Origin of the sequence: Microbispora sp. NPDC088329 (assembly GCF_040685655.1) — a bacterium.
Classification (GTDB): Bacteria; Actinomycetota; Actinomycetes; order Streptosporangiales; family Streptosporangiaceae; genus Microbispora.
This window is the reverse complement of the sequence record NZ_JBFBIP010000010.1, coordinates 1-25,984: the sequence shown is the minus strand read 5'-3', so window position 1 is coordinate 25,984 and position 25,984 is coordinate 1. Positions and strand designations below refer to the sequence as shown.

Genomic DNA, 25,984 nt, shown 5'->3' with positions numbered 1-25,984 from the left:
CCGCACCTTGAGGAGGAGACGTCAAGAACACCGGGCACACGGCGAGGGAAGGTGTACGGATGTCCTTTGACCGACGCCTCGCCGAGATCGCCCGGGAGTTTCCGGAGTGGACGATCTGGCGGAGCGACGCGGGCCGGTGGTGGGCGACCCGGCACCACCCGCTCACCTCCGCGCAGCGGGCGGCGGGATGCGCGATGACCGTCGACGCGGACGAGGCCGAGGGGCTGCGTCGGCTGCTGCGTGAGCAGGAGACCCTCGCCGCCGATCCATGAGCGCGGAAGCCCCCGACCCGATCGGGGGCGGGGGCTTCCGCTACCACTCCGGTCTTCCGCACTGCCGCGTGTTCTCCCGGCCGGGCGAAACCCGCCCTCATCGGCATCACGCCCCGGCCGGGGCATCCGCCGCCGGCGCGGCCTGCCCGCCGGCCACCGGGCCGGTCATGCCACTGTTCGCACGGCCGGGCTCACTGACCGCGGACCGGCTCCCCGTCCGGCAGGGCACGCCGTACGCGGCCGAGATTGACGTCGGTGTCCTCCGGCGACGGCGTCACGGCGTGACCGTTCTCGTGGCGTCCGTCGTCCACGATCAGGACCGCGTCGTCCTCGTCGCCGCCCGTCCGCTGCCCCTGACCGGCCCCCTGACCGGCCCCCTGACCGGCCCCCTGACCGGCGCCGTGATCGGCGCCGTACTCGCCGGAGGCGTCGGCGTGCGCCTCGTGCCCGGACGGCGCGGCCTCCAGTGCCTGCCGCGGCTCCTCGACCGGCTCGGGAATCTGGCTCTGCGGCTGGTCAGGCGCGCCCGCGGGGATGGCGTGCATCTGCGGCGCGGGCGGCAGCACGGCGTCCTCGTCGATCACCGGACCCGCCGCGGTCTCCCGCTGCATCAGGTCGCCGAGCACCGAGCCGATCTCGTTGAGCCGCCGCACGACCTCCGCGTGGGTGTCGGTGAGATAGGCCACCCGGCGGCCGGTGTGCTCGTCCAGCGCGTTGACGCGCTGCTGCGCCGCCGCCAGCATGGCCTCGGCCTGCCCGCGTGCCTCGGCGAGCAGCCGCTCCGCCTCCATCCGGGCGGCGGTGAGCTGCCGCTCCCCCTCGGCGCGGGCCGCGCGCAGGGTCTCCTCCGCCTCCGCGCGTGCCGTGCCCAGCGTCTCCTCCGCGTTCGCGCCCGCCTGCGCCAGCAGCCGATCGGCCGTGGACGTGGCGTCGGCGACGCGGCGCTCGGCCTCGTCCTGGGCGGCGGCCCTGATCGCGTCGGCCTGCTCACGCGCCGACGTCACCAGCCGCTCGGCCTCGGCCGCCGAGGTCTCGCGCAGTCTCCTGGCCTCCGCCTCGGACGCCTCCTTGTTGGCGGTCGCCTCCTCCTGTGCCAGCTTGAGTATCTGGCTGAGCCGCTCGCCCAGCTCGTCGGGGTTCTGCGGCGACTCCGTCATCCTCCGCCGCGCCTCGGCCAGCTCCAGCCGGCTCTGCTCCGCCTGGTCGATCGTGCGCGCGAGCCGTTCCTCCAGGTCCCGGATCTGGTTGCGGGTCCTGACCATGTAGTCGTGGACCTGCCTGCGGCTGTACCCACGCATCACGACTTCGAAGGAGTCGTCACTCATCAGGTCGGGGAAATTGTCGGTCTGATTCGTCATGAGAAACCCTGGGGTTGGAGATAACGACGGTAACGCAGCCAGGACACGACTTTCCTGCTATCCGTCGCACATCGCAACCTGAACGCCGCAGGCGCCGGGCGGAACACGGGGCGTCGAGTCGGACGCGGCACGGCCGCATGGGATCATGGCGGCATGCCGTACGTAGCGGACCTGGACGACGACGCCACGCCGATCATCCACCCCGACGCGTGGGTGGCCCCGGGCGCGGTGGTCGTCGGGAGGGTGCGGCTCGGACGCGGTGCGAACGTCTGGTACGGCTCCGTGCTGCGCGGCGACGACGAGCGCATCGAGGTCGGCGACGAGGTCAACATCCAGGACCTGTGCTGCCTGCACGCCGACCCAGGAGAGCCCGCGATCCTGGAAGACCGGGTGAGTCTCGGCCACCGGGCGATGGTGCACGGCGCGCACATCGAGACCGGCGCCCTCGTGGGCATCGGGGCCGTCGTGCTCGGCGGGGCGGTCGTCGGAGCCGGGTCTCTGATCGCGGCGGGGGCCGTCGTGCCGCCCGGCCGCCGCATCCCGGCCGGCGTACTGGTCGCGGGCGTGCCGGGGAAGGTCGTGCGGGAGCTCACCGACGACGACCGCGCCTCCTTCGCGCGCACCCCGGACAACTACCTCGCCAAGGCCCGCCGTCACGCCGCGGCCTCGGTTCGGTCCCGATGAGCGTGCCGAGCAGCGCCAGGTGATCGGACAGCTCCGGGTCGGTCCTGATGACCTCGGCTCCGCCCGGACGGTAGTCGGCCTCGGTCGCGAAGACGTAGTCGATCTTCCGGCCGCCGCGCGTGGTGGGCTCGCCGCCCCGGCGCGCAGTCCCGCACGACTCGGCGTCGGCCTCGGTGTAGCCGCCCTCGCCCAGGCCCATGCCGTACACGTCGGTGAGCTGGTCGTGGCCGGGTTCCCGGTTGAAGTCACCGGTGAGGATCACCGGAGCACCGTGGGCGTACGCCGCCACCAGTCCGGTGACCTGCCGCGGGGTCTCGGTGTCGGAGATGTGGGTCACGCAGCAGACCGATCGGCGGGGTCCGACCCGGCCGGGGGCGCACAACAGGCCGCGCGGGTGGATCGTCTCGCCCGGTGTGGCCGGGGCGTGGTCGGCGCGCAGCAGCCGCCGCAGCGGCGAGCCCTCGGCGCCGTTCTTCAGCGCCAGCGCCACGCCGAAGGTCTTGCCGTCCGGCGGAACCGTGTCCGGGGTGAGATCGCTCCACAACGTGCGGCACCGGTCCTCACGGCCCGGCCCGCCGCCCTTCGCGTAGCCGTACCAGAGCAGGCGATAACCGGGCAGCTCGCGCCGGAGCAGGCCCACCTGGGCGTAGCACATCTCGGTGAACGAGGCGACGTCCACGTCCTTCGACCGGATGAGCGCGGAGACCTGACCGGCCCAGGTCCTGCGGCGCCGCGGCGTCAGGTCGCGTACGCAGGTGCCGGCGCTGTTGCCCGCCGCGCAGACGTTGTAGGTGAGCACGTTCACCCGGTACGTGTCGGCGGCCGGCGGAAGACCGGCCACCACAAGTGCGACAATTGCCACTCCTGCCACATATGCCCCCATACATGGAGAAGCTAGTCAGGAGCGATCAACCCACCCAGGCGCCTGTGGTGAAATTTCCGACATTGATTGCCATCACCGGCGCCGCGACCGCGATGTAGGCCATGAAGACCCAGGGCCTTCGGCTGCCGACGACGCCGACGGAGATGTAGAGCGGCCACCACAGCAGGGAGGCCCGGCCCACCGACATGTAGAACGACGACATCGCCAGCAGCGCCACCGCCTGCGGCGCCAGATAGGCGAAGTCCGCCCAATTTCGCCGGATCAACCGCGCGATGATCAGCACGACCAGCACGATGGCCGAGATGATCTCCTCGCGGTACGACGTCGTCAGGGCGGGCTCGTCGAAGGACCGGTGCCAGGTGTTGATGAACACGTTCCAGGGCGCCTCGGGGTAGCGGCCCCAGTACTGCGCCTCCGCCGCCTTCCAGGCCATCAGATCGCCGGTGCGGTGCCACAGGTAGATCATGTACGCCAGCACGGGTACACCCGGCAGCAACAGCCACGGCGCCTTGCGCCACCCCCCCGTGGTGCGCAGCCCGTCACGCGAGAAGACGAACATCACGACCAGGCCGAGGGCGAGGAAGAGCCCGGAGATGCGGATGGACGACGCGAAGGCGGCGCAGACGGCGGCGGTCTCCCACCGGCCCTTACGCGCCAGCAACCACGCGGGAATGGCCAGCGCGAGGAACAGCGCCTCCGTGTAGCCGGCCAGCAGGAACACCGCGAACGGGCTGCAGAAGAAGGCCAGCACGGTCCAGTGGCCGCTGCCCTCCCGGTACGACTCGCTCAGCCGCGACAGCGCCACCGCCACGACGGCACTCGCGACGAACGAGACCAGGACGAGGGCGAGCCTCAGGTCCGGGATGACCAGGTGCAGGACGCGCAACAGCAACGGCAGACCCGGGAAGAACGCGACGAGCCGCGGCGAGTCCTGGTCCTCCGGCCGGCCGTCGTAGCCGTACTTCGCGATGTCCTCGAAGTTGTAGGAGTCGTACCGGTTGAACCGGTCGAGAATCGGGTCCTCCGTACGGCCGGGCGCCGCCAGCACCAGGTAGATGTAACAGGCGACCTCCCAGAAGAACCAGATCAGCAGGGCCGTCCGGTCACTGGGCCGGCCGAGCCACCACACCGCTCGCCGATCCCGGCCCGAACGCGGCCCCGTCTGCTCGCCGGTCGCCGTGCCGCCAGAGCTGTCCACGGGCGCCATCTTCTCCGACGCCTCGTCCGCGCCCTGCTCCCGGTCGGTCCCGGCCTGCTGGATCTCCGTCACGAGCATCTATGGAATACGCCACGGCAGCCGATGCCAAGTGGCAGGCATCCCCCGAGATACCGAACAATCCTTAGATACTTGGATTTACGCTGTTCAGCGCATCCCGTCGTGTGAAACTTTCACCGGCGGCCTCCGCCGCACCACCGCTCCCGCCGTCTGTCGGACCGGCGAGCTACCATCGGATCAAGCGAGGGGACCGCCGGAATCGTCCCGGCACTCGGATGGCCGGCAGGGGCATCGGCCAGGGCGTGGTCGCCGCCTGCGCGGGCCGCCGCAACCGGGATGAACGAGAACTCGTCCTCTCCAGAGGACGGAGGAGTCACTGCCGCGTGTATTGGGACGGGTTCACGGCGATGGAGCGCGACGTGCGCGCCGTCGTCGGCGACCCCCGGTGGACGCTGCTTCCCCCGCTCACCCGGGCGCACACCCTGGCCCAGCGAGCGCTGGTCACGCCGGACGGCGCGCAGTGGCTGTTCGGCGCGCACGCCCGCTGGTACCGCCTGGACCGCGTCGACGGCCGCTGGCACCTGTCGGCGCCTCCACTGCACGCCGCGATCCGTTCCGGCGCCCGGCCGCAGCCGCCGGGTGTCGCGATTCCGCCCGCGCTGATCCCCTCCGGTCCCGACTTCGCGTACGACCGCGGGTCCTCCCAGGCGTTCGTCGGCCCGGACGTCCCGCATGAGATCACCGAACGGCTCCGCGCGCTGCTCCTCGCCCACCGCGGGCTGCGCCGGGAGGACTTCCCCCTCGGCGGCAGCGTCTACCGGGAGATCTTCGCTCGCGACGTGGCCTCGACGGTGGCCGCCGTGTGGGGCACCGTCATGTGGTGCGCGTACGCGCCCGCCTTCGACGGCAACGAGGTCATGCTGTCGATGTTCGGCGAGTTCCTGGCCCGGCCCCTGCCCGGCGACGACTGGGTGCGCTGGCTGCCCATGGGTTCGCTCGACGCGCTCGTGACCCTGTACGCCGAGCGGATGCGCAGCGGTGCCCAGGAGGCGGGCCTGCGTCTGGCCGGGCTGATGGCCGAGACCGCCACCGTGCTCCGCGCCGACCCCCGGTTCCGGCCGCGCGCCGACGCGCTGATCGCGATGACCGAGCCGCTGCTCGGCAGCCCCTGGCTGGACCAGCACGCGATCCCCGGCGGCGGCGTACGGCAGGCCTGGCTGGCTCGCTGCCCGCCGCACCTCGCCCCGGCCACGCTCGTCGAATGGGCGCCGGGCGAGCACTTCCGGCACACCCTGTACGACCTGGTCGAGGCGCTGGCCTACACGGCCTCACGCGGGATGGATCCGCGGGCCGTGGCCGCGGCGCTGCTCGCCGCCGACGTCGCGGGCGTGTGCGGCGTGACCGAACCCGCCTGGGCGGCGCCGGGCAGCTCGCACACCGCGCAGGTGGTCACCGAGCTCTATCCGTGGATGGACGACGAACTCCGTCAGGCCCTCTATCTCGCGCTCGCCGATCCCGCCCACCCGCTGCGGGGCTGCTGGCCGGCCGGCGGCGCGCTGCCGCCGGGACTGGTCCCGCCCGACCGGGGAACGGCCGCCGCCCTGCTCGGCTCCGCGTACGCAACCGGCCTGGCCTGGTGTGCCCTGACCGGCACGCCCGCGCCGGCGGAGGGTTTCCCGGTATGCTCGGCGGTCGTCACGTGCCTGATCCACCAGCGTGACGACCCGCGCCCCCAGCAGGCGGCGCAGCCCAGGCGCGACCTGGAGGAGTCCGGCGGCTGGCTGTTCGAAACGTCAAATTCGGATATATCGCCCTTACCTCCGCTTTAGCAACCCCTTCCCTCCATCACTGCCTTTTTCATCGAATTGTGATCTCGGTATCGGGGAAATGGTCCCGGAGGGACGAGGGGCGCGGGATGGAATGGTCACGATGGGCCATGTCGCGGCAGGGTACCCAGACGTAACCTCGTGATGGGTGTGGGCTGCGGAAGGAAGGACGACGCGGTGGGGCACGACGACCTGGACTCTCGGGTCCACGACCGTGTCGCGTTGGACGAGATCGCGCTCTACGCCGAGGTGCTGGAGGCCGTGAACATCACGGAGAACCGACTGACCTTGGAAGAGCTCGACAACGCGCTCGGATTGCGGACTTCGGCGAGCCGCTGAAGGCATTGAGAGCACGGACCGTCCCGGGCATCTGATGGGCCCGGGACGGTCACGACCTGACGAGCCGGGCGATGGCCGCCGAGGCCTCCTTGACCTTCTCGCCGGCCTCCGGGCCCCCGCTCCTGACGGCGTCGGCGACGCAGTGGGCGATATGGTCCTCCAGCAGGCCGAGCGCCACCGCCTGGAGAGCGCGGGTGGCCGCCGAGACCTGGGTGAGGATGTCGATGCAGTAGGCCTCCTCGTCCACCATCCGCTGCAGCCCCCGGATCTGTCCCTCGATCCGGCGCAGGCGGGTGAGGTAGGCCTGCTTGTCCCCGCTGTACCCGTGCATCCTCCCACGATACCCGCCGCCGGTATGCGGCAGGGCCGCGCCCGTATGGGCGGGTAGGGCAGGTGGTCCCGGGAATGCATCCATCGACCGGCTCATAGCGGCGCTGGAGTCGCGGATGACATCGCGAACCGTCCTCCGTACGCTGCCGTTCGCCGCCATGGCGACGGTGGTGGTGCTCGACCTGCTCGCCGGGCCGTCCCTGGGCCTGCTGCCGTTGCTGACCCTCGGACCCGCGCTGGCCGCCGTGACGGGCGGCGTGCGTAACACGGCGCTGGCCGGGCTGGTCGCGCTCGTCCTGTCCGTGCCGGTGGCCTACCACGATAATTTGATCCGCCGCCCGCAGAACATCGTCACGTTGGTCGCGATCGTCGGTGTCACCGCGGCCGCCACGTTCGCGTGCCGGCTGCGGGCCGAGGGCGAGCGGAAGCTGGCGGACGTCCGCCTCGTCGCCGAGGCCGTCCAGCGCGTGCTGCTGCACCCGCTGCCGCGTCACGCCGGCGACCTGCGCATCGCCCTGTCCTACACCTCCGCCGCCGTGGAGGCCCGCATCGGCGGAGACCTGTACGACATCGCCAGGGGGCCGCACGGCGTCCGCCTGATCGTCGGTGACGTGCAGGGCAAGGGCCTGGACGCGGTGGAGACCGCGGCCTCGGTGGTCGGCGCGTTCCGGGAGGCCGCCTACGACGAGCCGGCGCTGGCCGCCGTGGGACAGTGCCTGGAAGACCACCTCGCGCGGCGGCTCGGCGGGGAGAAGTTCGTCACCGCCGTGCTCGCGGAGGTGCGCGAGGGCGAGATCTCGCTGCTCAACTACGGCCACCCGCCGCCTCTGCTGCTCACCGGCGACGGCCGCGTTCACCGGCTCGAACCGCGCGAGGAGACGCCGCCGCTCGGCCTGGCCGCGCTCGCCCCGGCCAGGCCGGAGCCGTACGGGTGCGCGTTCCGCCAGGGCGACCAGATCCTCTTCTACACCGACGGCGTGATCGAGGCGCGCGATCGGGGTGGGAACTTCTACTCCCTGGAGGAACGGGCGCCCCGCCTGCTTCGGGACGGCGACCCTCAGGCCGCCCTCGACCTGCTGGAACGCGACCTGGTCGCGCACGTCGGCGGGCCCGTCCCCGACGACGCCGCCATGCTGCTCGTCCGCAGGGAACGAGCCGGACGGTGCGGCCCAGGCATCATTTGCCATGTGCAATCATTGACGGACAGCTCCGGCGGGAGGCGACCGCCGGACGGCAAGGCCGGGTGAGCAGAGGCGAGCACGAGTGGAACCGGGAAGGCACGGACAGCCCGACACCTTCTCCATGCTCACCGTGCTGGACGAGGGCGTCGTCGTCATCCGGATGTTCGGTGACCTGGATCTGGTTTCCGCTCCGTCGCTGCGTGCCTGCCTGGCCGAGGCGGTCGGGCTGCGCACCCCGCCCCGGATCGTGGTCGACGCCGAGGGGCTCAGGTTCTGCGACTCGACCGGGCTGAGTGTCCTCATGGGAGCCCTGACCGCCGTCAGGGCGGCCGGCGGGCGCCTGGCATTGAGCGGCGCTCACGGGCGTTTCGCCCGGATGCTCAGGATCACCGGCCTCGACTCGGAGCTGCCGAGTTACGGCTCCGCCACCACCGCCGCCGCGCACCTCACCGAACCCGGCGACTGAATCGGACCGCCGCCGGCAGCACACCTCCCACGAGGGCGTCACCACATATGCGGGTGCCGCACCGGCGTCAGGGGCCCGTCGCCGTCCTCCCGGTTCCGGGCCCCTGAGAAGTCTCCCTAGTTGAAGCAGTCCTGGCCCTTGAGAACCAGGGCCATCTCGTACACCTTGCCGTGGGACAGCAGGAAGAAGTAGGAAGCCTTGCGGTTGCCGGGGACCGTGGTGAAGGGGAAAGCGACGGGCGGCGCGACGAGGTGGGGATAGGCCCTCTTCAGCTGCTTCATGGTGGAGCCGATCCCGATGCCCTCCGGAGTCCTGACCCCCTTGGGCGCGAAGATCGCGGCCAGGCCCTGTTTCTTCGAGATGAACAGGCCGACACTGTCCTTGGGAGTCGGGTGCCCCTTCAGGTCCCAGCCCGAGCAGCTTTCGTCGTTGCGCTTCTTGACGATCTCGCCGGTCCTCTGGGCCTGCTTGGCGCTCATCCTCAGTTTCAGGGAGCCGTAGCCGTACGGCCCCAGCCGTGAGGCCGCGCTCGCTGACATGCCGCCCGCTGTACTGCCTGCCGTGCTCTCCGCCGCGCTCGCGGACGTGGCGCCGCCCAGCGCGACGCCCACGGCGAGAGCCGCCACCATCGGCGAACGTCCCAGACGCACAGCCCTGTTCGTCATGCCGCTTCCTCCTGGTTTCCGTGATCGCCATCTCTGGGGGACACCGACACCACTCACCAACCGAGGTTGGCGGGTCAGGGGCGGGAGCGCAGGCCGTACATGAGATCCTCCCAGCGGACCGCGACGGCGGGCGCGGCGTGGATGGACGCGGTCTCAAGCGCCCCGGCCGCCAGCTTCATGCGGCGGCGTTCGTCGTCGACGAGGGTGAGCAGCGCGCAGGCGAGCGGCTCGGGGTCGCCGTCCTCTTCCTCCTGGACCAGCACGCTGTCGCGGTCCGGACGGAGGAACTCGGCGGGCCCCCGGGATCCGGTGAACCCCACGACCGGCACGCCGCAGCTCAGCGCCTCGATGACGGTCATGCCCAGCACCTCGTTCTGCGAGGGCACCGCGACGATGGACGCCTTGGCGAACTCGCCGGGCAGGTCGGGGGTGACGCCCATGAAATACACGTGGTTGTGCAGGTCGAGGTCGCGGACGAGGGCACGCAGCCGCCGCTCCTCCGGTCCCCCGCCGTACAACCGCAGCCGCCAGTCGGGCCGCTTGTCCGCGACGATCGCGAAGGCGCGCACGAGCTGGTCGTACGACTTGCCCGGCACCAGCCTGCCCCCGGCGCTGACGATCCGGTTGTCCATGCGGGAGCGCGGCCAGGGCGCGGTGGGCAGGGCGTCGGGGATGACGTGGACCGACAGGTCGTCGTCGAGCAGCCGCACCCACTCGTCCCGCCGCCCGCCGGTGCTCGTCACCACGGCGTCGAGGCGGGGATAGAACCGGCGCACCGGCGCGGGCACCGACGGTTTGCCCCACTCCCGCGCGATGCGGACGACCTCTCGCGGGGCATACCTCGCCGCCTGCACGCTCAGCGACGGCCGCGTGGTGACCAGGACATCGGCGCGCAGACCGCGCAGCATCCGCCAGAGCGCCACCTCCGTGCGCACCTGTCCCCGAGGCAGGAGGTGGTGGACACCGGGCCTGGCGTCCACGAGCCAGCGCATCGTCACCCGGCGGTCGACCGGGAAGAACGGCGTCTCCCTGGTGCGCCGGACGCTCACGACCTCCACGTCGTGCCGCGAGGCCAGCCCTTCCGCCAGGTTCAGCGTCGCCCGCACGTCGCCGCGCATGCCGTACGCGGAGGGAAGCAGGAACGTGATCCTCACGCTCCCACCTCCAGCAGCAGCTCGTCACCCGGTGTGAAGCTGGGCCGGATCGGCACCCCGTCGACGAGCGCGTGGGGATAGTGGACGCGGCGGCGTTTGCCCTCGACGTCGTCGAGCCGGGCGCCCAGCGGAAGCGCGTGGTCGACGCCGTCCACCTCCAGATAGGGCTCCCAGGAGCCCTGCGAGTCGGGAGTCGCGGCCAGCACGTCGCACAGCGAGAGCGCGGCATGGAACCGAACCCCCTGGACGGTGGCGGCGACCCGCACGGTCGCGGCCGGGTCAATGTGGCCCCGATCACCGTGGCCCGGATCACCCTGACCCGGATCGCTGCGGTGCGAACTGTTGTGACCCGGGCTGTTATGACCCGGGCTGTTATGACTTGGGCTGTTATGACTTGGGCTGTTATGACGCAGTGCGAGCGTGGCATGACGGTGCTGGTCGTCGTCGTCCAGGCCGGTGTAGGCGAGCAGCCCGGTCACCTCGAAGCGTCCCTCGCGGAACCACACCGCGCGCACGTCGGCGACCGGCTGCGCCGGCTCTATCTTCAGGGCCAGGAAGCCGTTGCGGGTGCGGTAGGCCCGGTAGGCCAGCGTCCGCCGGCCCAGCGCGTACGCGTCGAGGCGGTCGAGCGAGAACCCCGGATCGATGCTCTGGATGCGGACGCGGACGCCGTTCTGGTCGAGGTAGGCGTCCCAGCGCCCGGGGCCGAGGTCGAGCGGCTCGAGGGAGACCGCGACACTGGCGTCCCGCGTACGTCCACCGGAGGCCTCGAGCGTCACCCGCCGTTCCTCACCGGTGCCCCGCCGCCGCAGGATCAGCCGGGCGCCGTCCGCCAGCGGATCGGCGACGGCCATACGCAGGGAGAGGACGTCCGCCAGGGTGACCTCCGCGTCGGTGACGACCACACCCACCGTCCAGCCCCCTCCCCGTCGATTGAGCCAACGTTGAGGTTACCGTGATTTTCCCGTTATGTGGAGAAAGCCTTTGTCACTCTTCCGTGAAACACGGTTCATTCCATCGCCTTGACTGAGAATTTTCACAAATAGTTCACGATCTCGGCAAAGATGCCTTTACCCCTGCTTGATGGATTTGATGAGGAGCTGGGCGACGTCCACGACCTCGAGCGACTCCTTGGCCTGACCGGCGTTCTTCTTCTCGTTGATCGCGTCGCCGAGCATCACGAGACAGAACGGGCAGGCGGTGGAGACGGTGTCGGGGTCGGTGGTCAGCGCCTCGTCCACGCGCTCGGTGTTGATGCGCTTTCCGATGCGCTCTTCCATCCACATCCGCGCGCCGCCGGCACCGCAGCAGAATCCGCGTTCCTTGCAGCGGTGCATCTCCTGAGCCTGGACGCCGGGCACCTTGGCCATGATGTCGCGCGGCTGGGCGTACACCTTGTTGTGGCGGCCGAGGAAACACGGGTCGTGGTAGGTGATCTTCTCCTCGATCGGCGTGATCGGGGTGAGCCTGCCCTCCTCGACCAGGTGCGCCAGCAGCTGGGTGTGGTGCACGACCTCGTAGGTGCCGCCGAGCTGCGGATACTCGTTGGCGAGGGTGTTGAAGCAGTGCGGGCAGGTGGCCACGATCTTCTTGACCCCGGCCTCGTTGAGCGTCTCGATGTTCTGCTGGGCGAGCATGGTGAAGAGGAACTCCATGCCCAGGCGGCGGGCCGGGTCGCCGGTGCAGGCCTCCATCGGGCCGAGCACGCCGAACTTGACCCCGGCGATGTGCAGCAGCTCCGCGACGGCCTTGGTGGTCTTCTTGGCCCGGTCCTCCAGCGCGCCGGCGCAGCCGACCCAGAACAGATACTCGACATCCTCGGGCATCTTCTCGTCGATGATCGGGACCTCGAAGTGTTGTCCGTCCACGGAGGTGGCGAGCTCCTCGATCCACTCGGCACGCTTCATCTCGGACATGCCCCACGGGTTGCCCTTGTTCTCCAGGTTCTTGAGCATCACGCCCGCCTCGGACGGGAACGACGACTCGATCATCACCTGGTAGCGGCGCATATCGAGGATGTGGTCGATGTGCTCGATGTCGACCGGGCACTGCTCCACGCAGGCGCCACAGTTGGTGCACGACCACAACACGTCGGGGTGGATGACCCCGTCCTCGCCGACCAGCGGCTTGTCCAGCAGGGCGAGCACGTCCTGCGGGAAGCTCTCCTTCTCCTTGTCCCCCGCCAGCAGGTACGGCGCGACCGCGAAGGCGTGGTCACGCTGGTCGAGGATGAGCATCTTGGGCGACAGCGGCTTGTCGGTGTTCCACGCCGGGCACTGCGACTGGCAGCGGCCACACTCGGTGCAGGTGTAGAAGTCGAGGAAGCCCTTCCAGGACGTGTCGGTGATCTTCCCGCGGCCGAACACGTCCGTCTCGGGGTCGGCCTCCTCGAAGTCGAGCACCTTGCCGTCGCTGCGCATCGGCTGGGCCGGGCCGAGGCCGTCGGGGCGGCGGGAGAACAGCACGTTCAGCGGCGCGGTGAAGATGTGCAGGTGCTTGGAGTTCACCACGAAGACCAGGAACACCAGCATGACGCCTATGTGCAGCAGCAGGCCGATCTCCTCCAGCACCTCGCTGGAGGGCAGGATCTTCGCGACCGCCTCCGAGGCGAACGCCCCCGACTCGTACGGGAGGTTGCCGGTGTTGACGGCGGCCCCGCGGAACAGGAACATCGTCCAGATCACATTGAAGATCATGAACAGCGTGAACCAGGCTCCGCCCAGGTGGGAACCGGAGAAGCGGGAATCGCGGCCCAGCTTCTTGGGCGAGTTCTTGATCCGGATGGCGGTGAAGGCGATCAGGCCGATCAGCGCGGCGACCGCGATGAAGTCCTGCAGGAAGCCCAGCACCGGCCAGGTCCCGATCAGCGGGATGTGGAAATCCGGCTTACCGGTGACGGCCCCCTGGATGAGCGCGCCGTACGCCTCCAGGTAGACCGTGGCCAGGATGAAGAACGCCCACATGACGAAGAAGTGGGCGGTGCCCGACGGCGTCCATTTGAGCAGCTTGCGCTGGCCGAAGACCTCGACCAACTGCGCCTTGATCTCCGTGCCGACGTTGTCCCTGGCGTACTCGATGCGCTCCGGGGCCGGCTGGCCGCTCCTGGCGAGCCGGTAGAGGAACAGCACGCGACGGCCCGCCAGCGCGACCGCCACGGCGGTCGCGACGAGGCCCACTATCGCTACCCAGAGCACGAGTCCCTCCCATGTCGAACATCGGCGGCCAGCGTAGGGGCGCGGCGCCCCTCGCCGGGGCGGCCGAGCCCCGGCCTGTGGATAACTCCTACGCTTCCCGAATGGTACCGGTGAGTAACTTATCCTGCGTCACGCTCGGCGAGTGGTGCTCGTCACCGCGTTTCCCGCCGACGGCACGATACTAGAACAAAGCTCTATAAGAGGGTACGGGAGGGATGCACCCAACCTATCCGGCCAGGTAGCGCTGCACGGTGGGGCCCAGCAGCGCGACGATCTCCTCGATGTCGGCGGAGGCCAGCGGTTCGAACCGGAGGATGTACCGCGTCATCACCACGCCGAACAACTGCGCGAAGGCGGCCTCCATCCGCAGCGGCGGAACGTCGAGCGCCTCGGCCACCCGGCCGAGGACGGCCGTCGTGAAGAACTCCCGCACCATGCCGACGGCCTGCTCGTTGACCATCGCCGTCCGCACCAGCCCCAGCAGCGGCTCCCTGGCCGCCGGGTCGGCCGTCATCGTCAGGACGAAGCGGACGAGGCGCACGCCGACCTCCTCGCGCGGCCCGGACAGGATGAGGGGAAGCACGGCCGAGGGGTCCGTCGGCAGCCGCATGGCCGCGACGAACACGCCTTCCTTGCTGTCGAAATAGTGATGCACCAGAGCGGGGTCGACTCCGGCCTCGCGGGCGATGCCCCGGATCGTCGCCTTGTCGAACCCCTTCTCCGCGAAGACTTTGCGTGCGGCGGCCAGAATCTCACCGCGGGTGTCCGCCGCGCCCGGACGCCGGCCGGGTCGCCGCCCCGGTCGCCGCCTGCCGCCCGAGACCTCCGGCACCTCCGTCGTCACATCGGCTCCCCGCTCGCCCGCTCAGCCCTTACGGCCCACCGCAAGATACACGCGCATGGGGACGGTCAGCCGTCCGTCCGGGAAGACGCGGCCGAGTTCGGCCCGCTCCCGGGCGAGCAGCTCCGTCGCCACGCCGCCCTCCATGCTGGCGATGTACGAGTGGGAGCGCAGGTCGGTCAGGAAGTCCTCCAGCGGCACCGACCTGGTCCAGTCGACCCAGGTCTCGGCCACGGCGAGGCCCGCGTCGGACATGGCCGCGGCGATCGGCGGCATGGTCCAGCCGGGCAGCACGGGGCCGATGTAGCCGGGACACGACTCGGCGAGCCGCACCTGGTTGGCCGCCAGCCAGTCCGCCTTCCCGGGATCCACGGTGTTCCACCAGCCCGCGACCGCGCCGCCCCCGATCGCGTCGCCGTCCCCGGACCCGCCGCCGCCCCCGATCACCCGTACGGCCTCGGCCATCGAAAGCGCCGGGTCGAGCCAGTGCCACGACTGGGCGTAGGTCACCAGGTCGGCCGAGCCCGCGCGGAAGGGCAGGTCGTTCCCGTCGGCCAGCAGAGCGGGGCAGGCCGTGCGGGCACGCAGGCGCACCAGCATCCGCTCCCCGCGGTCCACGGCGACGACCCGGGCGCCACGGTCGAGCAGGCCCCGGGTCGAGATGCCCGTGCCCGCTCCGACGTCGATCACGGTCGCCCCGGCGAGCCGGATCCCCGACAGGGTCTCCAGCGCGACGTAGAGGGCCTCCGGATAGTGCGGCCTGGCCGCGTCGTACTCCTGCGAGACCCGGTCGAAGACCCGGTGGCTGTCCGCGAGTCGTTCGTTCATGAGGCCGTCGACGAGGCGGCGAAGTGGAGCCTGGCGAAGGCGAGCGCCTCGGTCAGATCCTGGATCCGCTCGGTGCGGCTGGCGGCCTTGCGTGTGTTGATCTCCAGGACGACGATGCCCCGGTAACCGTTGCCGGCCAGGCGTTCGAGGATCGGGGCGCAGGGCTGCGACCCCCGGCCGGGCACCAGGTGCTCGTCCTTGTTGGTCGTGCCCAGCCCGTCCGCCAGGTGCAGGTGGGCCAGCCGCTCACCCAGCTTGGTCGCCATCTCCATCGCGTCGGACCCCGACACCGCCGTGTGAGACAGGTCGAGCGTCACGTCGGGGAAGTCGTAGTCGACGGGGTTCCAGTCCGGCGCGTACGGCACGACCTCGTTGCCCCTGGCCCGCAGGGGGAACATGTTCTCCACCGCGAAGACGACGTCGGTCTCCTCGCGCATCCGGGCCAGGCCCTTCTCGAACTCCTTGGCGTAGTCGCGCTGCCAGCGGAAAGGCGGGTGGACCACGACGGTCTGCGCGCCCAGCCGCTCGGCCGCCTCGCGCGCCCTGCGCAGCTTCAGCCACGGGTCGCGGCCCCACACCCGCTGCGTCACCAGCAGGCAGGGCGCGTGCACGGCCAGGATCGGGATCTGGTAGTGGTCGCGCAGCCGTTGAAGGACCTCGATGTCCTGACTGACCGGGTCCTGCCCGACCATGATCTCAACGCCGTCGTACCCGAGCCGGGCGGCCAGTTCGAAGGCGTCCGGCGTCCGTTCCGGGTACACCGACGCCGTCGACAGCGCCACCTTGCCGCTGGGCACGCGGATGTCATTCATGAGGCCAGCCTCCCCTTGCGGCCCACGGGCACGTTCCAGTCCCGTGGCCGTGGCCGTCCGTTCGCTCCCTGCGCCCGTTCACGGATCCAGCCTAAGCCGCACCCGCGTCGCGCGCCGCTTCGCCACAATCAACTACCCAAGGTCGCGAACTAATGTGGGGCGCATGGCACGGATCGTGAACGGGGCCGTACCCAGTCCGAACATCTGGAACACTCCCCAGATCTACGAGCTGGAGAACCTCGCCGTGGGACCGGAGGGCGCGGCCGAGGCGGCGATACGGGCCCTACGGCCCTTCGACGGCGCGACCGTGGTCGAGATCGGCTGCGGCACCGGCTTCCACCTGCCCACGCTCGCCGCCTCCGCCGGGCGCGTCCTGGGCGTGGAGCCGCACGGCGGCCTCGCCGCCAAAGCCGCCGCCCGCTGCGCGTCCCTGCCCAACGTCGCCGTGCGTACGGGCACCGCGCAGGCGTTGCCCCTCCCCGACGCGTCGGCCGACGTGGCGATCGCGCGCTGGGCGTACTTCTTCGGGCCCGGCTGCGAGCCGGGACTGCGCGAGCTCGGGCGGGTGCTGCGCCGGGGCGGCGCCGCGTTCGTGGTGGACGTGGACGCCTCGCGCGGGGCGTTCGGCCGCTGGTTCCGCCGGTCGCTGCCCTCGTATTCCCCCGAGGCCGTGGAACGCTTCTGGTCCCGGCTGGGCTGGCGGCGCGAGGAGCTTGACCTGCGGATGACGTTCCGGTCCAGGACCGACCTGGAGGCGGTGCTCGGCATCGAGTTCACACCCGAGGTGGCCGGCGAGGCGATGCGGGAGATCGACGGCCTGGAGATCGACTATCCGAACGTCCTGCGATGGCGGGAATTCTGAGCCACGGGCTTGACCTTGTCACCGGCGTCAAGCTTTACCGTCGTGTCCCGTACGAGGGCCGCAGCGGGTGGACGAGGCCGAGGAGGAGCCGATGCGGATCGGCGAGCTGGCCCGGCGCGCGGGCGTGAGCACCCGGGCGCTGCGCTACTACGAGCAGCGGGGGCTCATCCGGTCGCGCCGCTCGGCGAACGGATATCGCGAGTACGACGAGTCGGACATCCCGATCGTCACCGAGATCCGGGGGCTGATGTCGGTCGGCTTCACGCTGGAGGACGCCCGGCCGTTCGTGGACTGTCTGCGGTCCGGCCATCCGTCCGGGGGATCCTGCCCCGATTCGGTCGCGGTCTACCGGCGCAAGCTCGCCGAGATCGACGACCAGATCCGCGACCTGCTGGCCCGCCGGTCCGAGGTGGCCGCCCAGTTCGCCGAGGCGTGCCCCGGCTGCCTGCTGAGACGACGAGGAGAGTCATGATCACGCTGACCGCGGAGAACTTCGACGAGCAGGTGCTGCGCAGCGGAAAGCCGGTGCTGGTGGACTTCTGGACCGACTGGTGCCCGCCGTGCAAGATGATCGCCCCGATCCTGGAGGAGATCGCCGCCGAGTACGGCGACCGCCTCACGGTCGCCAAGCTCAACGCCGACGACCACCCCGAGATCGCACAGCGCTACAACGTCCTGGGCTTTCCCACGCTCAACCTCTATCGGGACGGCGAGGTGGTCCGGCAGATCAGGGGCGCCAAGCCCAAGCGCCTGCTGCTCGCCGACCTCGCCGGCCACTTCTAGGCGCTACCCGAGGGCTGCTCTTATATAAGCGTTGACTTTTATAAGCGACTCTCGGCATAGTGGGCGCGTGCACGCATTCGACGCGCTGGGGGATCCGGTGCGACGCCGGATCCTGGAGCTGCTCTCCCACGGCGAGCAGACGTCGGGCGCGCTCACGTCGGTCATCCGCGCCGAGTTCGGGATCTCGCAGCCGGCGGTCTCCCAGCACCTGCGAGTGCTCCGGGAGTCCGGGCTGACGTCCGTACGGGCCGAGGGCACACGCCGGCTGTACGCCGTCGAGCCCGCGCCTCTGCGCGAGGTCGACGCGTGGCTGGAGCGGTTCCGCGGCTTCTGGGAGCAGCGGCTCGACGCGCTCGGCACCGAACTGGCGCGGGGGAAACGGGAGCGGCGGCTCGGACGGCGGCACGACGGCGGCGATGCCCATCACGCATCCCATCACGCAGCCCACGACGGGCGGACCGACGAGGAAGAGCGGCCATGAGCGACTTCATCGACCACATCAACCAAGCCCACCGCGCGGTCGGCGCGCGCGACCTGCCGGAAGGCGAGGCCCGCACGGTGCTGCTGCGGCGCGCCTACGACGCCGAGATCGGGGACGTGTGGGACGCCTGCACCGACCCCGAGCGGATCGGCCGCTGGTTCCTGCCGGTGAGCGGCGAGCTGAAGCTCGGCGGGCACTACCAGCTCCAGGGCAACGCGGGCGGGGAGATCCTGGCCTGCGAGCCGCCCCGGCTGCTGCGGGTCAGCTGGCTGTTCGGCGAGAACCCCGGCTTCAGCGAGGTCGAGGTGCGGCTGAGCGCGGAGGGCGACGGGCGCACCGTGTTCGAGCTCGAGCACGTCGCCGTGGTGCCGCCGGAGTTCTGGGACCGGTTCGGGCCGGGGGCCACGGGCGTCGGCTGGGACCTGGCACTGCTCGGGCTCGGGCTGCACCTGCGCGGCGAGATGATGGACGACCCCTCGGCGTGGGAGCGGTCGGAGGAGGCGCGGGAGCTCATGAGGCTCAGCAGCGCCCTGTGGGGCGAGGCATACCGGGCCTCCGGCGCACCGGACGACGTGGTGGTCGCCGCGGTCGCCGGCACCACCGCCTTCTACGTCCCAGAGAAGCCGGAGAACTGAGGAGTGTCCCGCGATCTTGCGCTGCGGCGACCGCGGCAGGCTGGAAAGATCACGGGACACGACCTGGATTCGGATTGTCGGCGGCGGCCGGTAGCCTCCCGCACGTGAGCAAGGCAGCGAAACCGGCGTACCGGTGTGGCGAGTGCGGCTGGACCACGGTCAAGTGGGTCGGCCGGTGCGGGGAGTGCCAGGCGTGGGGCACGGTCGAGGAGGCCGGGGCGCGGCAGGGCGTCCACGTGGTCAAGCCGGGCGCCGTCTCCGCCCCCGCCGTCCCGATCGGCGAGGTGAAGGCCGAGGTCGTCAGCTCGCGGACGACCGGGGTCCCCGAGCTCGACCGCGTGCTCGGCGGCGGCCTCGTCCCCGGCGCGGTCGTGCTCTTGGCGGGAGAGCCGGGCATCGGCAAGTCGACGCTGCTGCTGGAGGCCGCCGCGCGCACCGCGAGCGGCGAGACCGTCCTCTACGTGACCGGCGAGGAGTCGGCCGCCCAGGTGCGCATGCGCGCCGACCGCATCGGCGCGATCGAGGACAGGCTCTACCTCGCCGCCGAGACCGACCTTTCCGCCCTGGTGGCGCACGTCGAGAAGGTGCAGCCGAGCCTGCTCATCGTCGACTCCGTCCAGACGATCGGATCGGCCGGCGCGACCGGGGTGCCCGGGGGTGTGACCCAGGTCAGGGAGGTCGCCGGCAACCTGGTCCGCCTCGCCAAGGAGCGGGCGATGTCCACGGTGCTCGTGGGCCACGTGACCAAGGACGGCACGATCGCCGGGCCCCGGGTGCTGGAACACCTGGTCGACGTCGTGCTCCATTTCGAGGGCGACCGCAACTCGCGGCTGCGCATGGTCCGTGCGGTGAAGAACCGGTTCGGCCCGATCGACGAGGTGGGCTGCTTCGACCTGCACGAGCGCGGTATCACCGGGATCACCGACCCCAGCGGGCTGTTCGTCTCCCGCCACCCCGAGCCGGTGCCGGGCACCTGCGTCACCGTGACCATCGAGGGCACCCGTCCGATCCCCGCCGAGTTGCAGGCCCTGGTCGGCCCGACCGAGGCGCCCCAGCCCCGCCGCACCTCCTCCGGCCTCGACTCCTACCGGGTGGCGATGGTGCTCGCCGTGATGGAGCGACGGCTCCACGCCAAGATCGGCAAGTGTGACGTCTTCACGGCGACCGTGGGCGGGATTCGCCTGACCGACCCCGCCGTGGACCTCGCGCTGATGCTGTCGGTCGTCAGCGCGGCCGGCGATCAGGCCCTGCCCCCCGGGCTCGTCGCGTTGGGCGAGGTCGGCCTGGCCGGCGAGCTGCGGCCCGTACGGGACGTGCGGCGGCGGCTGGCCGAGGCGGCCCGGCTCGGTTTCACCAAGGCGCTGGTGCCCTCCGGTTCGCTGGAGGAGGAGGGCCCCCGTCTCGAGGCGTCGGCGAGCCGCGGCCGTCTCGTGCCGTTGCGCTCACCGGCCGGCCGTACGACGCCGTTCGCGCCGGGCTTCGAGGTCACGGAGGTGGAGAACGTGTGGGACGCGCTCAACCAGATGAGGTGAGCGAGGCGAACCGCTGTGACACCGGTGAGCACGCCGTCACACCGGTAAACTCTGTTGCCTGCCCCGTCGGCCGTGGCCTCGCCCCCGCGCCCCCGAGGGGCTTCACCGGGCCGTCCGCGGAGCGCCTCTCGGGCCTCGCCGCCGACAGAGGGCCCCGACAAGGGATCGACAGGAAGACGATCTGACGGATACGACCGGGCGAGCCCACTGGGGTGCATGTGCTGGACAACGACAAGGCGATCGACGACCGCAGAAGGGCCGTGCTCGCCTCGCTCGCCCCGGGGACGGCGCTGCGTGACGGCCTGGAGCGCATCCTGCGCGGCCACACCGGCGGTCTGATCGTCCTCGGGTACGACCGCACGGTCGAGGACATCTGCACCGGCGGGTTCACCCTCGACGTCGAGTTCTCCGCGACCCGCCTGCGCGAGCTCGCCAAGATGGACGGCGCCATCGTGCTGGACACGGCCCACCTCAGGATCGTTCGGGCCGCCGTGCACCTCGTGCCCGACCCGGCCGTCCCGACCGACGAGTCCGGCACCCGGCACCGTACGGCGCAGCGGGTGGCCAAGCAGACCTCGCTCCCGGTCATCGCGATCAGCAAGTCGATGCGGATCATCGCGCTCTACCTCGACGGCATCCGATACGTGCTGGAGGAGTCGGCCGCGATCCTGTCCAAGGCCAACCAGGCCCTGGCGACGCTCGAACGCTACAAGAAGCGGCTCGACGAGGTCTCCGGCAACCTGTCCGCTCTGGAGATCGAGGACCTCGTCACGGTCCGCGACGTGGCCGTCGTCGTGCAGCGTCTGGAGATGGTCCGCCGCATCGCCCGCGAGATCGAGGGATACGTCGTCGAGCTCGGCACCGACGGGCGGCTGCTGTCCCTGCAGCTCGACGAGCTGTTCGCGGGAGTGGAGACCGACCGCGTCCAGATCATCCGCGATTACGCGCCCGGCTCGCCCGGCGCGCGGCCGCACGGGGACGGCGACGCCATGCGCGAGCTGGACGAGCTGTCCTCCGGCGATCTGCTCGACCTGTCCAAGGTGGCGCAGATCCTCGGCCACCACGGCGCCGACGCGCTCGACACGCCGGTGAGTCCGCGCGGGTTCCGGCTGCTCACCAAGGTTCCCCGCCTGCCCGGGGCGATCGTCGACCGGCTCGTGAGCCACTTCGGCGGCCTGCAGAAGCTGCTCGCGGCCACCACCGCCGACCTCCAGGCCGTCGGCGGCGTGGGCGAGACCCGGGCGCGCAGCGTGCGCGAGGGCCTGTCCCGGCTCGCCGAGTCGTCCATCCTCGAGCGCTACCTGTAGGTCACCTCAGCGCAGGTGGAACACGATCTTGGGGCTCTTCAGCCGGCCCGCGTGCGCGGTCGCGACGTACGTCCCGACGTCGGCGGGCGACCGCTTGCCCGCGCACGTGCTGCCCGAGCGGTGGCGGTCCCACCGGATCGCGCGGACGTAGGGGATGCCGCGCTCCAGCAACTGCCTGTCCACACCGTCGCCCGCGACGCAGTCGGCCGTCGACCACACGCGCTCGCCACCCGACAGCACCCGCATCTCCAGCGTGCGCGGCCCGACGTCCACCGTGCATTCGACCTTGCCCGTGCTCACGACCGTCAGCAGGAAGGTCGGCGTGACCCCCTTGCCGTACACGTCCTGACCGGTCTGCAGCGCGAGCACGAGATCCTTCTCGTCGCATGGGTCACCGGGGCGCCGCGGCTTGCCGGGCGAGGGCGACGCGCCCGCGGAGGCCGACGGCGACGGCTGCCCCGGCACGGTGGCGGGATCTGCGGGCGTCTTCGGCGCCAGCCCGGCGGGCAGCGAGACGACCAGCCGGTCGGAGGGCGTCGTCTTGACGGCGGCGGCGGTCTCGTCCGACCGTCCGGAGGCGCTGCTGCACGCCCATGCCACGACCGCCACCACGACGAGCATCCCCGTGAGCACCGACACCCGGCGGCGCCAGTAGACGTCCGCCCCCTCGACGCCCACGTCACCACGGAAAGTGTCCGGATCCATACGGACAGTATGGAGAGCCCTGGCGGGTCCCGGGCAACGGCTCGCTGAACCTTGTCCTTTCCCAGGTCACAGCCTCGCCAGACCTTTGCGCAAGCAGGCCCCGCACGCGCGGCGGAGCGCCCCTCCGTCGGCTGGTCGTCGTCCGCGTCGCTCGTCCAGGCGCTCGCATCCGGCCCGCTCGGTAGGGTCGGGGCTGTGTCCGCCTCCCTCCGTGAGCCCATCCTCGACTGGTACGCCGAGCACAACCGCGATCTGCCCTGGCGACGTCCCGACGCGACCCCGTGGGGCATTCTGGTCAGCGAAATCATGCTTCAGCAGACGCCCGTCGCCCGGGTGCTGCCCATCTGGACCGAATGGATGGAGCGCTGGCCCACCCCCGAGGCGCTCGCGAAGGAGTCCCCCGGCGAGGCCGTACGTCACTGGGGGCGGCTCGGCTATCCGCGCAGGGCGCTCAACCTCCACGCGTGCGCCCGGGCCATCACGGACGCCCACGATGGCCGTGTGCCGTCCACCTACGACGAGCTGCGGGCCCTGCCCGGAATCGGCGACTACACGGCGGCGGCCGTGGCCAGCTTCGCGTACGGCGGCAGCCACGCCGTGCTGGACACGAACGTGCGGCGGGTGCTGGCCAGAGCGGTGCGCGGCGAGGAGTACCCGCCGAAGGCCCCGACGGCGGGCGAGCGGCGGCTCGCGGAGTCACTGGTGCCGGCCGTGGGCGCGCCCCGCTGGGCCGTGGCCGTGATGGAGCTGGGCGCACTGGTGTGCACGGCGAGGGCGCCCCGCTGCGAGCGCTGCCCGATCACCGCCCAGTGCGCCTGGCGGCTGGCGGGGCGTCCCGCCCACGAAGGCCCGGCGCGGCAGGGCCAGACGTACGCGGGGACCGACCGGCAGTGCCGCGGACGCCTGCTCGCCGTGCTCCGCGAGGCGCACGGGCCGGTCCCCAAAGAGGCGCTCGACGCCGTCTGGGCCGACCACGTGCAACGCGAGCGCGCACTGGACGGCCTCCTGGACGACGGCCTGGCCGAGGTCCTCCCCGACGGCACCTACCAGTTGCCCACCTGACGCCGGCCGCCGGGAAGGCGGAGCACCGCGTCCTGCTCGGCGCCCCCGAGGAGCCGGCGTCCCGGGCAGCGCGGGAGAAGCCCGCGGGAACGAGGGTGACCGGTCGGACAGTGCTTGTGTGTGGACATGTCACTGCGCGCCCGGATTCGTGACGGGGATGGCGAGGCGTTCGAGGCGCTCTTCGAGGAGATGGAACGGCCGGTGTTCAGCCACGCCTTCCGGTTGACCGGGAACTGGTCGGCCGCCGAGGACGTGCCGTCGTTGACCTTTCTCGAGGCGTGGCGGCTGCGGCATCGGGTCGACGCCGAGGGCGGGTCCCTGCGGTCATGGGTGCTCGGGATCGCGACCAACGTGGCGCGCAATCTGCGCCGGGCGGCGAGGCGGTACGACGACGCGCTGGCCAGGATGCCCAGAAGCCACCCCGTCCCCGACTTCAGCGACGAGATCATCGGCCGCATCGAGGCCGCCGAGCAGTTGGCCGCGATCCGGCAGGCATACGGCTCGCTGCCCTGGTCTCCGCGCTGGCCCTCGGGGTCGCGGCGGCCGTGGGCGTCCCGGCGCTTCTCGGCGGCGGGACCCCCGCGTACGCCGTGTCGAGGAACGCTGACGGGACGCTCACCATCACCATCAACCACGCGAAGGACCCCGAGCCGCTGGAGGCCACGCTCCGCGGCATGGGGGTGAACGCGGTCGTCGACTACATCCCCATGGGGAAGCGATGCTCGCCTCAACCCCGCAGCACGAGCTTCCTGTCCCGGCAGGAGGCACAGCACCCTGCCGACGACAGGCCGTTGGTGATCTGGCCGCCCGATCAGCCGGGGTTCCGCATCGACCCGGCCGCGGTCAAGCCCGGGCAGACGGCGGTGCTGGAGTTCAGCGTCTCCAACGACGGAAGGACCGCCGGCATCTGGGCGAACATCTCCAACGGGCCCGTCGCGCCCTGCACACTCGTGGACAGCGACGAGGCGCCGCTCGGCCCCCCATCCGGCTGGGACGACTGACCGGCGTTTCAGCGGGCGCCGGGGCGGCGGCCTTCGACTGCCGCCCCGGCCCTCCGCCCCGGCCCCCGCCTCGGGCTCCCGTCAGGCGGCGAGCTTGAGGCCGAGCGCGGTGAGGTTGCGGCGGGTCCAGTCGAGCTCGTCGGCGAGCTTCGCCACCAGGGCGGCAGGACCCTTCGTCCTGGAGGAGGTCCCGTCGTGGGCCTCCACCTCGATGTGCGCGGTGCCGTTCACCGCTCCGGACAGGATCGCGGTGAGCGTGTCGGCGATCACCGGCTGGGTGCTGGGGATCTCCTGGCTGTGATTGTGCACGTGGCTGAGCTTGACCACGGGCGCCCCGGCGAGGGCCAGCCCGCGCAGCGCCGCGTCGGGCTCCTCGGCGCCGCAGGACAGGTGGCAGGCGTCGAGGCAGACGCCGAGATGATCGGAGTCGATGTCGCAGACCCGTTCCAGAGCCTGCTCGGTGGTCTCCAGCACGCAGCCGGGCCAGGGCTCGAAGCCGACCCTGATCGTCTTGCCGGTGACGCTGTAGAGGCCGCGCAACTCACGCGACAGCCGCTCCAGCCGGCGGGAGGCGATGGAGTGCAGGTCGGCGGGCCAGTCGCGGCGCCAGCCGATCGGAATCGTGGAGATGCCGCCCGACTGCACGTCCTCGGGCAGCAGGAACGCGAGGATCTTCGCCAGCGCCATCGTGTAGCGGTAACGCTCGGGCTTGGCCCAGTCGGGCCCGGGGACCTCCTGGTTGCGCCCGCCGGTGCCGTTGAGGCTGACGCACTCCAGGCCGCGCTCCTCCAGCGATCGGCGCAGCCGTACGAGCTCGATGCGATCGGCGATGAGGTGGTCGGCCACGGCCGGGGCGAGCCACAGGCCGATGCCCAGCCGGTCGACACCCAGCTTCCTGCGCACCGGCACGGCGTAACGCGTCAGGTGGGCGATGAGGTTCTCCAGATCCTCGGCGGGGTGTACGCCCGCGTTGTAGGCCAGGTGAACCAGCGTCCCGTCCTCGTGCAACAGGCGCATCAGCTGCCTCCAAGGCTTGTGCACTCTCGGACCGCCATTTCGCCCACAGGGCGTGTCCCGACCGCATGGGACTCCGGTCCTTCTACCACCGGGATCTCTCCCGAGCGGACCGAGCTTCCCCCGTGCGCTCGGTCCTTCGCGTCCGCCCCGCAGCGGATTGTCCGGTACGCCGCGAGGATGACATGGCTGTCACACGCGCGCATGACATAGCACGAGCGGACTCTACAAAGTGTAGTACTACGTTCGGTGGCGTGATACCGGTTCTCACCTACCGGGCCGGAAGGTGACCGCAACGTGACCCGGGGTACGGCGGAAAACGCCGAGGGGCGCCCCTCACGGAGCGCCCCTCGGGTGGAACGGGTTATCGCAGAACGATCAGTGCTGGATCGGCTCCGCGATCGAGGCCGCCGAGTCCGGCACGGCGGGGCTCTTCGCCTCGCCCACGAAGGTGAACTTCGCGGCGTCGCCTTCGCCCTCGATATCGATCTTGACGACCTGGCCGGGCCGCAACTCGCCGTACAGGATCTTCTCCGACAGCGTGTCCTCCAGC

Annotated in this window: 29 protein-coding genes; 16 read left to right on the top strand and 13 right to left on the bottom strand. The window is 71.1% G+C overall.

Annotated elements, in window-relative coordinates; genetic code table 11:
- Positions 1-59 precede the first annotated feature (59 nt).
- Positions 60-272, top strand: coding sequence for a hypothetical protein (locus AB0O28_RS19965; protein WP_363642159.1), 213 nt, complete (start codon positions 60-62; stop codon positions 270-272).
- A 191-nt stretch (positions 273-463) separates the two neighbouring features.
- Here AB0O28_RS19965 and AB0O28_RS19960 read toward each other — a convergent pair whose 3' ends face one another.
- Positions 464-1,630, bottom strand: coding sequence for a hypothetical protein (locus AB0O28_RS19960; RefSeq protein WP_363642157.1), 1,167 nt, complete (start codon positions 1,628-1,630; stop codon positions 464-466).
- 153 nt (positions 1,631-1,783) lie between these two features.
- Here AB0O28_RS19960 and AB0O28_RS19955 point away from each other — a divergent pair, with 153 nt between their 5' ends.
- Complete coding sequence (locus AB0O28_RS19955) at positions 1,784-2,314, top strand: gamma carbonic anhydrase family protein (protein WP_363642155.1); 531 nt, start codon at positions 1,784-1,786, stop codon at positions 2,312-2,314.
- Here AB0O28_RS19955 and AB0O28_RS19950 read toward each other — a convergent pair.
- Both AB0O28_RS19950 and AB0O28_RS19945 read right to left on the bottom strand, forming a co-directional pair.
- Positions 2,220-3,176, bottom strand: a complete 957-nt coding sequence (locus AB0O28_RS19950; RefSeq protein ID WP_363642153.1) for an endonuclease/exonuclease/phosphatase family protein — start codon at positions 3,174-3,176, stop codon at positions 2,220-2,222. The genes AB0O28_RS19955 and AB0O28_RS19950 overlap by 95 nt on opposite strands.
- Positions 3,177-3,222: 46 nt before the next feature.
- Positions 3,223-4,473, bottom strand: coding sequence for a mannosyltransferase family protein (locus tag AB0O28_RS19945; RefSeq protein ID WP_363642151.1), 1,251 nt, complete (start codon positions 4,471-4,473; stop codon positions 3,223-3,225).
- A gap of 323 nt (positions 4,474-4,796) precedes the next feature.
- Here AB0O28_RS19945 and AB0O28_RS19940 point away from each other — a divergent pair, with 323 nt between their 5' ends.
- Positions 4,797-6,242, top strand: coding sequence for a hypothetical protein (locus AB0O28_RS19940; RefSeq protein WP_363642149.1), 1,446 nt, complete (start codon positions 4,797-4,799; stop codon positions 6,240-6,242).
- A gap of 174 nt (positions 6,243-6,416) precedes the next feature.
- Complete coding sequence (locus tag AB0O28_RS19935; protein WP_167538777.1) at positions 6,417-6,578, top strand: hypothetical protein; 162 nt, start codon at positions 6,417-6,419, stop codon at positions 6,576-6,578.
- 49 nt (positions 6,579-6,627) lie between these two features.
- Here the strand turns inward: AB0O28_RS19935 and AB0O28_RS19930 are convergent, their stop codons facing one another.
- Positions 6,628-6,909, bottom strand: a complete 282-nt coding sequence (locus AB0O28_RS19930) for a metal-sensitive transcriptional regulator (RefSeq protein WP_363642147.1) — start codon at positions 6,907-6,909, stop codon at positions 6,628-6,630.
- Positions 6,910-7,024: 115 nt separating this feature from the next.
- Here AB0O28_RS19930 and AB0O28_RS19925 point away from each other — a divergent pair, with 115 nt between their 5' ends.
- Both AB0O28_RS19925 and AB0O28_RS19920 read left to right on the top strand, forming a co-directional pair.
- Positions 7,025-8,155: a PP2C family protein-serine/threonine phosphatase gene (locus AB0O28_RS19925; protein WP_363642145.1), complete on the top strand. Its 1,131-nt coding sequence runs from the start codon at positions 7,025-7,027 to the stop codon at positions 8,153-8,155.
- A 16-nt stretch (positions 8,156-8,171) separates the two neighbouring features.
- On the top strand, positions 8,172-8,555 hold the full coding sequence (locus AB0O28_RS19920) for an STAS domain-containing protein (protein WP_363642143.1): 384 nt from the start codon (positions 8,172-8,174) through the stop codon (positions 8,553-8,555).
- Between the two features lie 116 nt (positions 8,556-8,671).
- Here the strand turns inward: AB0O28_RS19920 and AB0O28_RS19915 are convergent, their stop codons facing one another.
- The 7 genes from AB0O28_RS19915 to AB0O28_RS19885 all read right to left on the bottom strand — a co-directional run bounded on the left by AB0O28_RS19915 (position 8,672) and on the right by AB0O28_RS19885 (position 16,049).
- Positions 8,672-9,220 (bottom strand): hypothetical protein, encoded by a 549-nt coding sequence (locus AB0O28_RS19915; protein WP_363642141.1) that lies wholly within the window; start codon positions 9,218-9,220, stop codon positions 8,672-8,674.
- 74 nt (positions 9,221-9,294) lie between these two features.
- Positions 9,295-10,374 (bottom strand): glycosyltransferase, encoded by a 1,080-nt coding sequence (locus AB0O28_RS19910; RefSeq protein ID WP_363642139.1) that lies wholly within the window; start codon positions 10,372-10,374, stop codon positions 9,295-9,297.
- Entirely contained in the window at positions 10,371-11,285 is a 915-nt protein-coding gene (locus AB0O28_RS19905) for a hypothetical protein (protein ID WP_363642137.1), read from the bottom strand. The genes AB0O28_RS19910 and AB0O28_RS19905 overlap by 4 nt, the downstream gene beginning before the upstream one ends.
- 159 nt (positions 11,286-11,444) lie before the next feature.
- The gene (locus tag AB0O28_RS19900; protein ID WP_363642135.1) at positions 11,445-13,568 is read right to left on the bottom strand and encodes a (Fe-S)-binding protein; all 2,124 of its coding nucleotides are present in this window, start codon (positions 13,566-13,568) and stop codon (positions 11,445-11,447) included.
- A 226-nt stretch (positions 13,569-13,794) separates the two neighbouring features.
- Positions 13,795-14,412 (bottom strand): TetR family transcriptional regulator, encoded by a 618-nt coding sequence (locus AB0O28_RS19895; RefSeq protein WP_363642133.1) that lies wholly within the window; start codon positions 14,410-14,412, stop codon positions 13,795-13,797.
- A gap of 21 nt (positions 14,413-14,433) precedes the next feature.
- Positions 14,434-15,237 (bottom strand): class I SAM-dependent methyltransferase, encoded by an 804-nt coding sequence (locus AB0O28_RS19890; protein WP_363642131.1) that lies wholly within the window; start codon positions 15,235-15,237, stop codon positions 14,434-14,436.
- A complete protein-coding gene (locus AB0O28_RS19885) occupies positions 15,234-16,049 on the bottom strand; it encodes a sugar phosphate isomerase/epimerase (RefSeq protein WP_363642129.1) in 816 nt (271 codons plus the stop codon). Before AB0O28_RS19885 ends, AB0O28_RS19890 begins: the two co-directional genes overlap by 4 nt.
- Before the next feature lie 163 nt (positions 16,050-16,212).
- Between AB0O28_RS19885 and AB0O28_RS19880 the strand changes: the two genes are divergently transcribed.
- The 7 genes from AB0O28_RS19880 to disA all read left to right on the top strand — a co-directional run bounded on the left by AB0O28_RS19880 (position 16,213) and on the right by disA (position 21,649).
- Positions 16,213-16,911: a methyltransferase domain-containing protein gene (locus AB0O28_RS19880; RefSeq protein WP_363642127.1), complete on the top strand. Its 699-nt coding sequence runs from the start codon at positions 16,213-16,215 to the stop codon at positions 16,909-16,911.
- Between the two features lie 67 nt (positions 16,912-16,978).
- Positions 16,979-17,383: a MerR family transcriptional regulator gene (locus AB0O28_RS19875; RefSeq protein WP_363642125.1), complete on the top strand. Its 405-nt coding sequence runs from the start codon at positions 16,979-16,981 to the stop codon at positions 17,381-17,383.
- Positions 17,380-17,694 carry a thioredoxin gene (gene trxA, locus AB0O28_RS19870; protein WP_363642123.1) on the top strand — a complete coding sequence of 105 codons (315 nt, stop codon included), beginning with the start codon at positions 17,380-17,382 and terminating at the stop codon, positions 17,692-17,694. The genes AB0O28_RS19875 and trxA overlap by 4 nt, the downstream gene beginning before the upstream one ends.
- A gap of 67 nt (positions 17,695-17,761) precedes the next feature.
- On the top strand, positions 17,762-18,175 hold the full coding sequence (locus AB0O28_RS19865; RefSeq protein WP_363642121.1) for a metalloregulator ArsR/SmtB family transcription factor: 414 nt from the start codon (positions 17,762-17,764) through the stop codon (positions 18,173-18,175).
- Positions 18,172-18,810, top strand: a complete 639-nt coding sequence (locus AB0O28_RS19860) for an SRPBCC family protein (RefSeq protein ID WP_363642119.1) — start codon at positions 18,172-18,174, stop codon at positions 18,808-18,810. The genes AB0O28_RS19865 and AB0O28_RS19860 overlap by 4 nt, the downstream gene beginning before the upstream one ends.
- A gap of 104 nt (positions 18,811-18,914) precedes the next feature.
- Positions 18,915-20,342 carry a DNA repair protein RadA gene (radA, locus tag AB0O28_RS19855; RefSeq protein WP_363642117.1) on the top strand — a complete coding sequence of 476 codons (1,428 nt, stop codon included), beginning with the start codon at positions 18,915-18,917 and terminating at the stop codon, positions 20,340-20,342.
- 218 nt (positions 20,343-20,560) lie between these two features.
- The gene (gene disA, locus AB0O28_RS19850) at positions 20,561-21,649 is read left to right on the top strand and encodes a DNA integrity scanning diadenylate cyclase DisA (protein WP_363642115.1); all 1,089 of its coding nucleotides are present in this window, start codon (positions 20,561-20,563) and stop codon (positions 21,647-21,649) included.
- 6 nt (positions 21,650-21,655) lie between these two features.
- Here disA and AB0O28_RS19845 read toward each other — a convergent pair whose 3' ends face one another.
- A complete protein-coding gene (locus tag AB0O28_RS19845) occupies positions 21,656-22,354 on the bottom strand; it encodes a hypothetical protein (protein ID WP_363642113.1) in 699 nt (232 codons plus the stop codon).
- A 195-nt stretch (positions 22,355-22,549) separates the two neighbouring features.
- Here AB0O28_RS19845 and AB0O28_RS19840 point away from each other — a divergent pair, with 195 nt between their 5' ends.
- From AB0O28_RS19840 to AB0O28_RS19830, 3 genes are all read left to right on the top strand, one after another.
- The gene (locus AB0O28_RS19840; RefSeq protein WP_363642111.1) at positions 22,550-23,416 is read left to right on the top strand and encodes an A/G-specific adenine glycosylase; all 867 of its coding nucleotides are present in this window, start codon (positions 22,550-22,552) and stop codon (positions 23,414-23,416) included.
- 126 nt (positions 23,417-23,542) lie between these two features.
- The gene (locus AB0O28_RS19835; protein ID WP_363642562.1) at positions 23,543-24,100 is read left to right on the top strand and encodes a sigma factor; all 558 of its coding nucleotides are present in this window, start codon (positions 23,543-23,545) and stop codon (positions 24,098-24,100) included.
- Entirely contained in the window at positions 24,091-24,417 is a 327-nt protein-coding gene (locus AB0O28_RS19830; protein WP_363642109.1) for a hypothetical protein, read from the top strand. The genes AB0O28_RS19835 and AB0O28_RS19830 overlap by 10 nt, the downstream gene beginning before the upstream one ends.
- 81 nt (positions 24,418-24,498) lie before the next feature.
- Here the strand turns inward: AB0O28_RS19830 and AB0O28_RS19825 are convergent, their stop codons facing one another.
- A complete protein-coding gene (locus tag AB0O28_RS19825) occupies positions 24,499-25,434 on the bottom strand; it encodes a TIM barrel protein (RefSeq protein WP_363642107.1) in 936 nt (311 codons plus the stop codon).
- Positions 25,435-25,984: the final 550 nt, after the last annotated feature.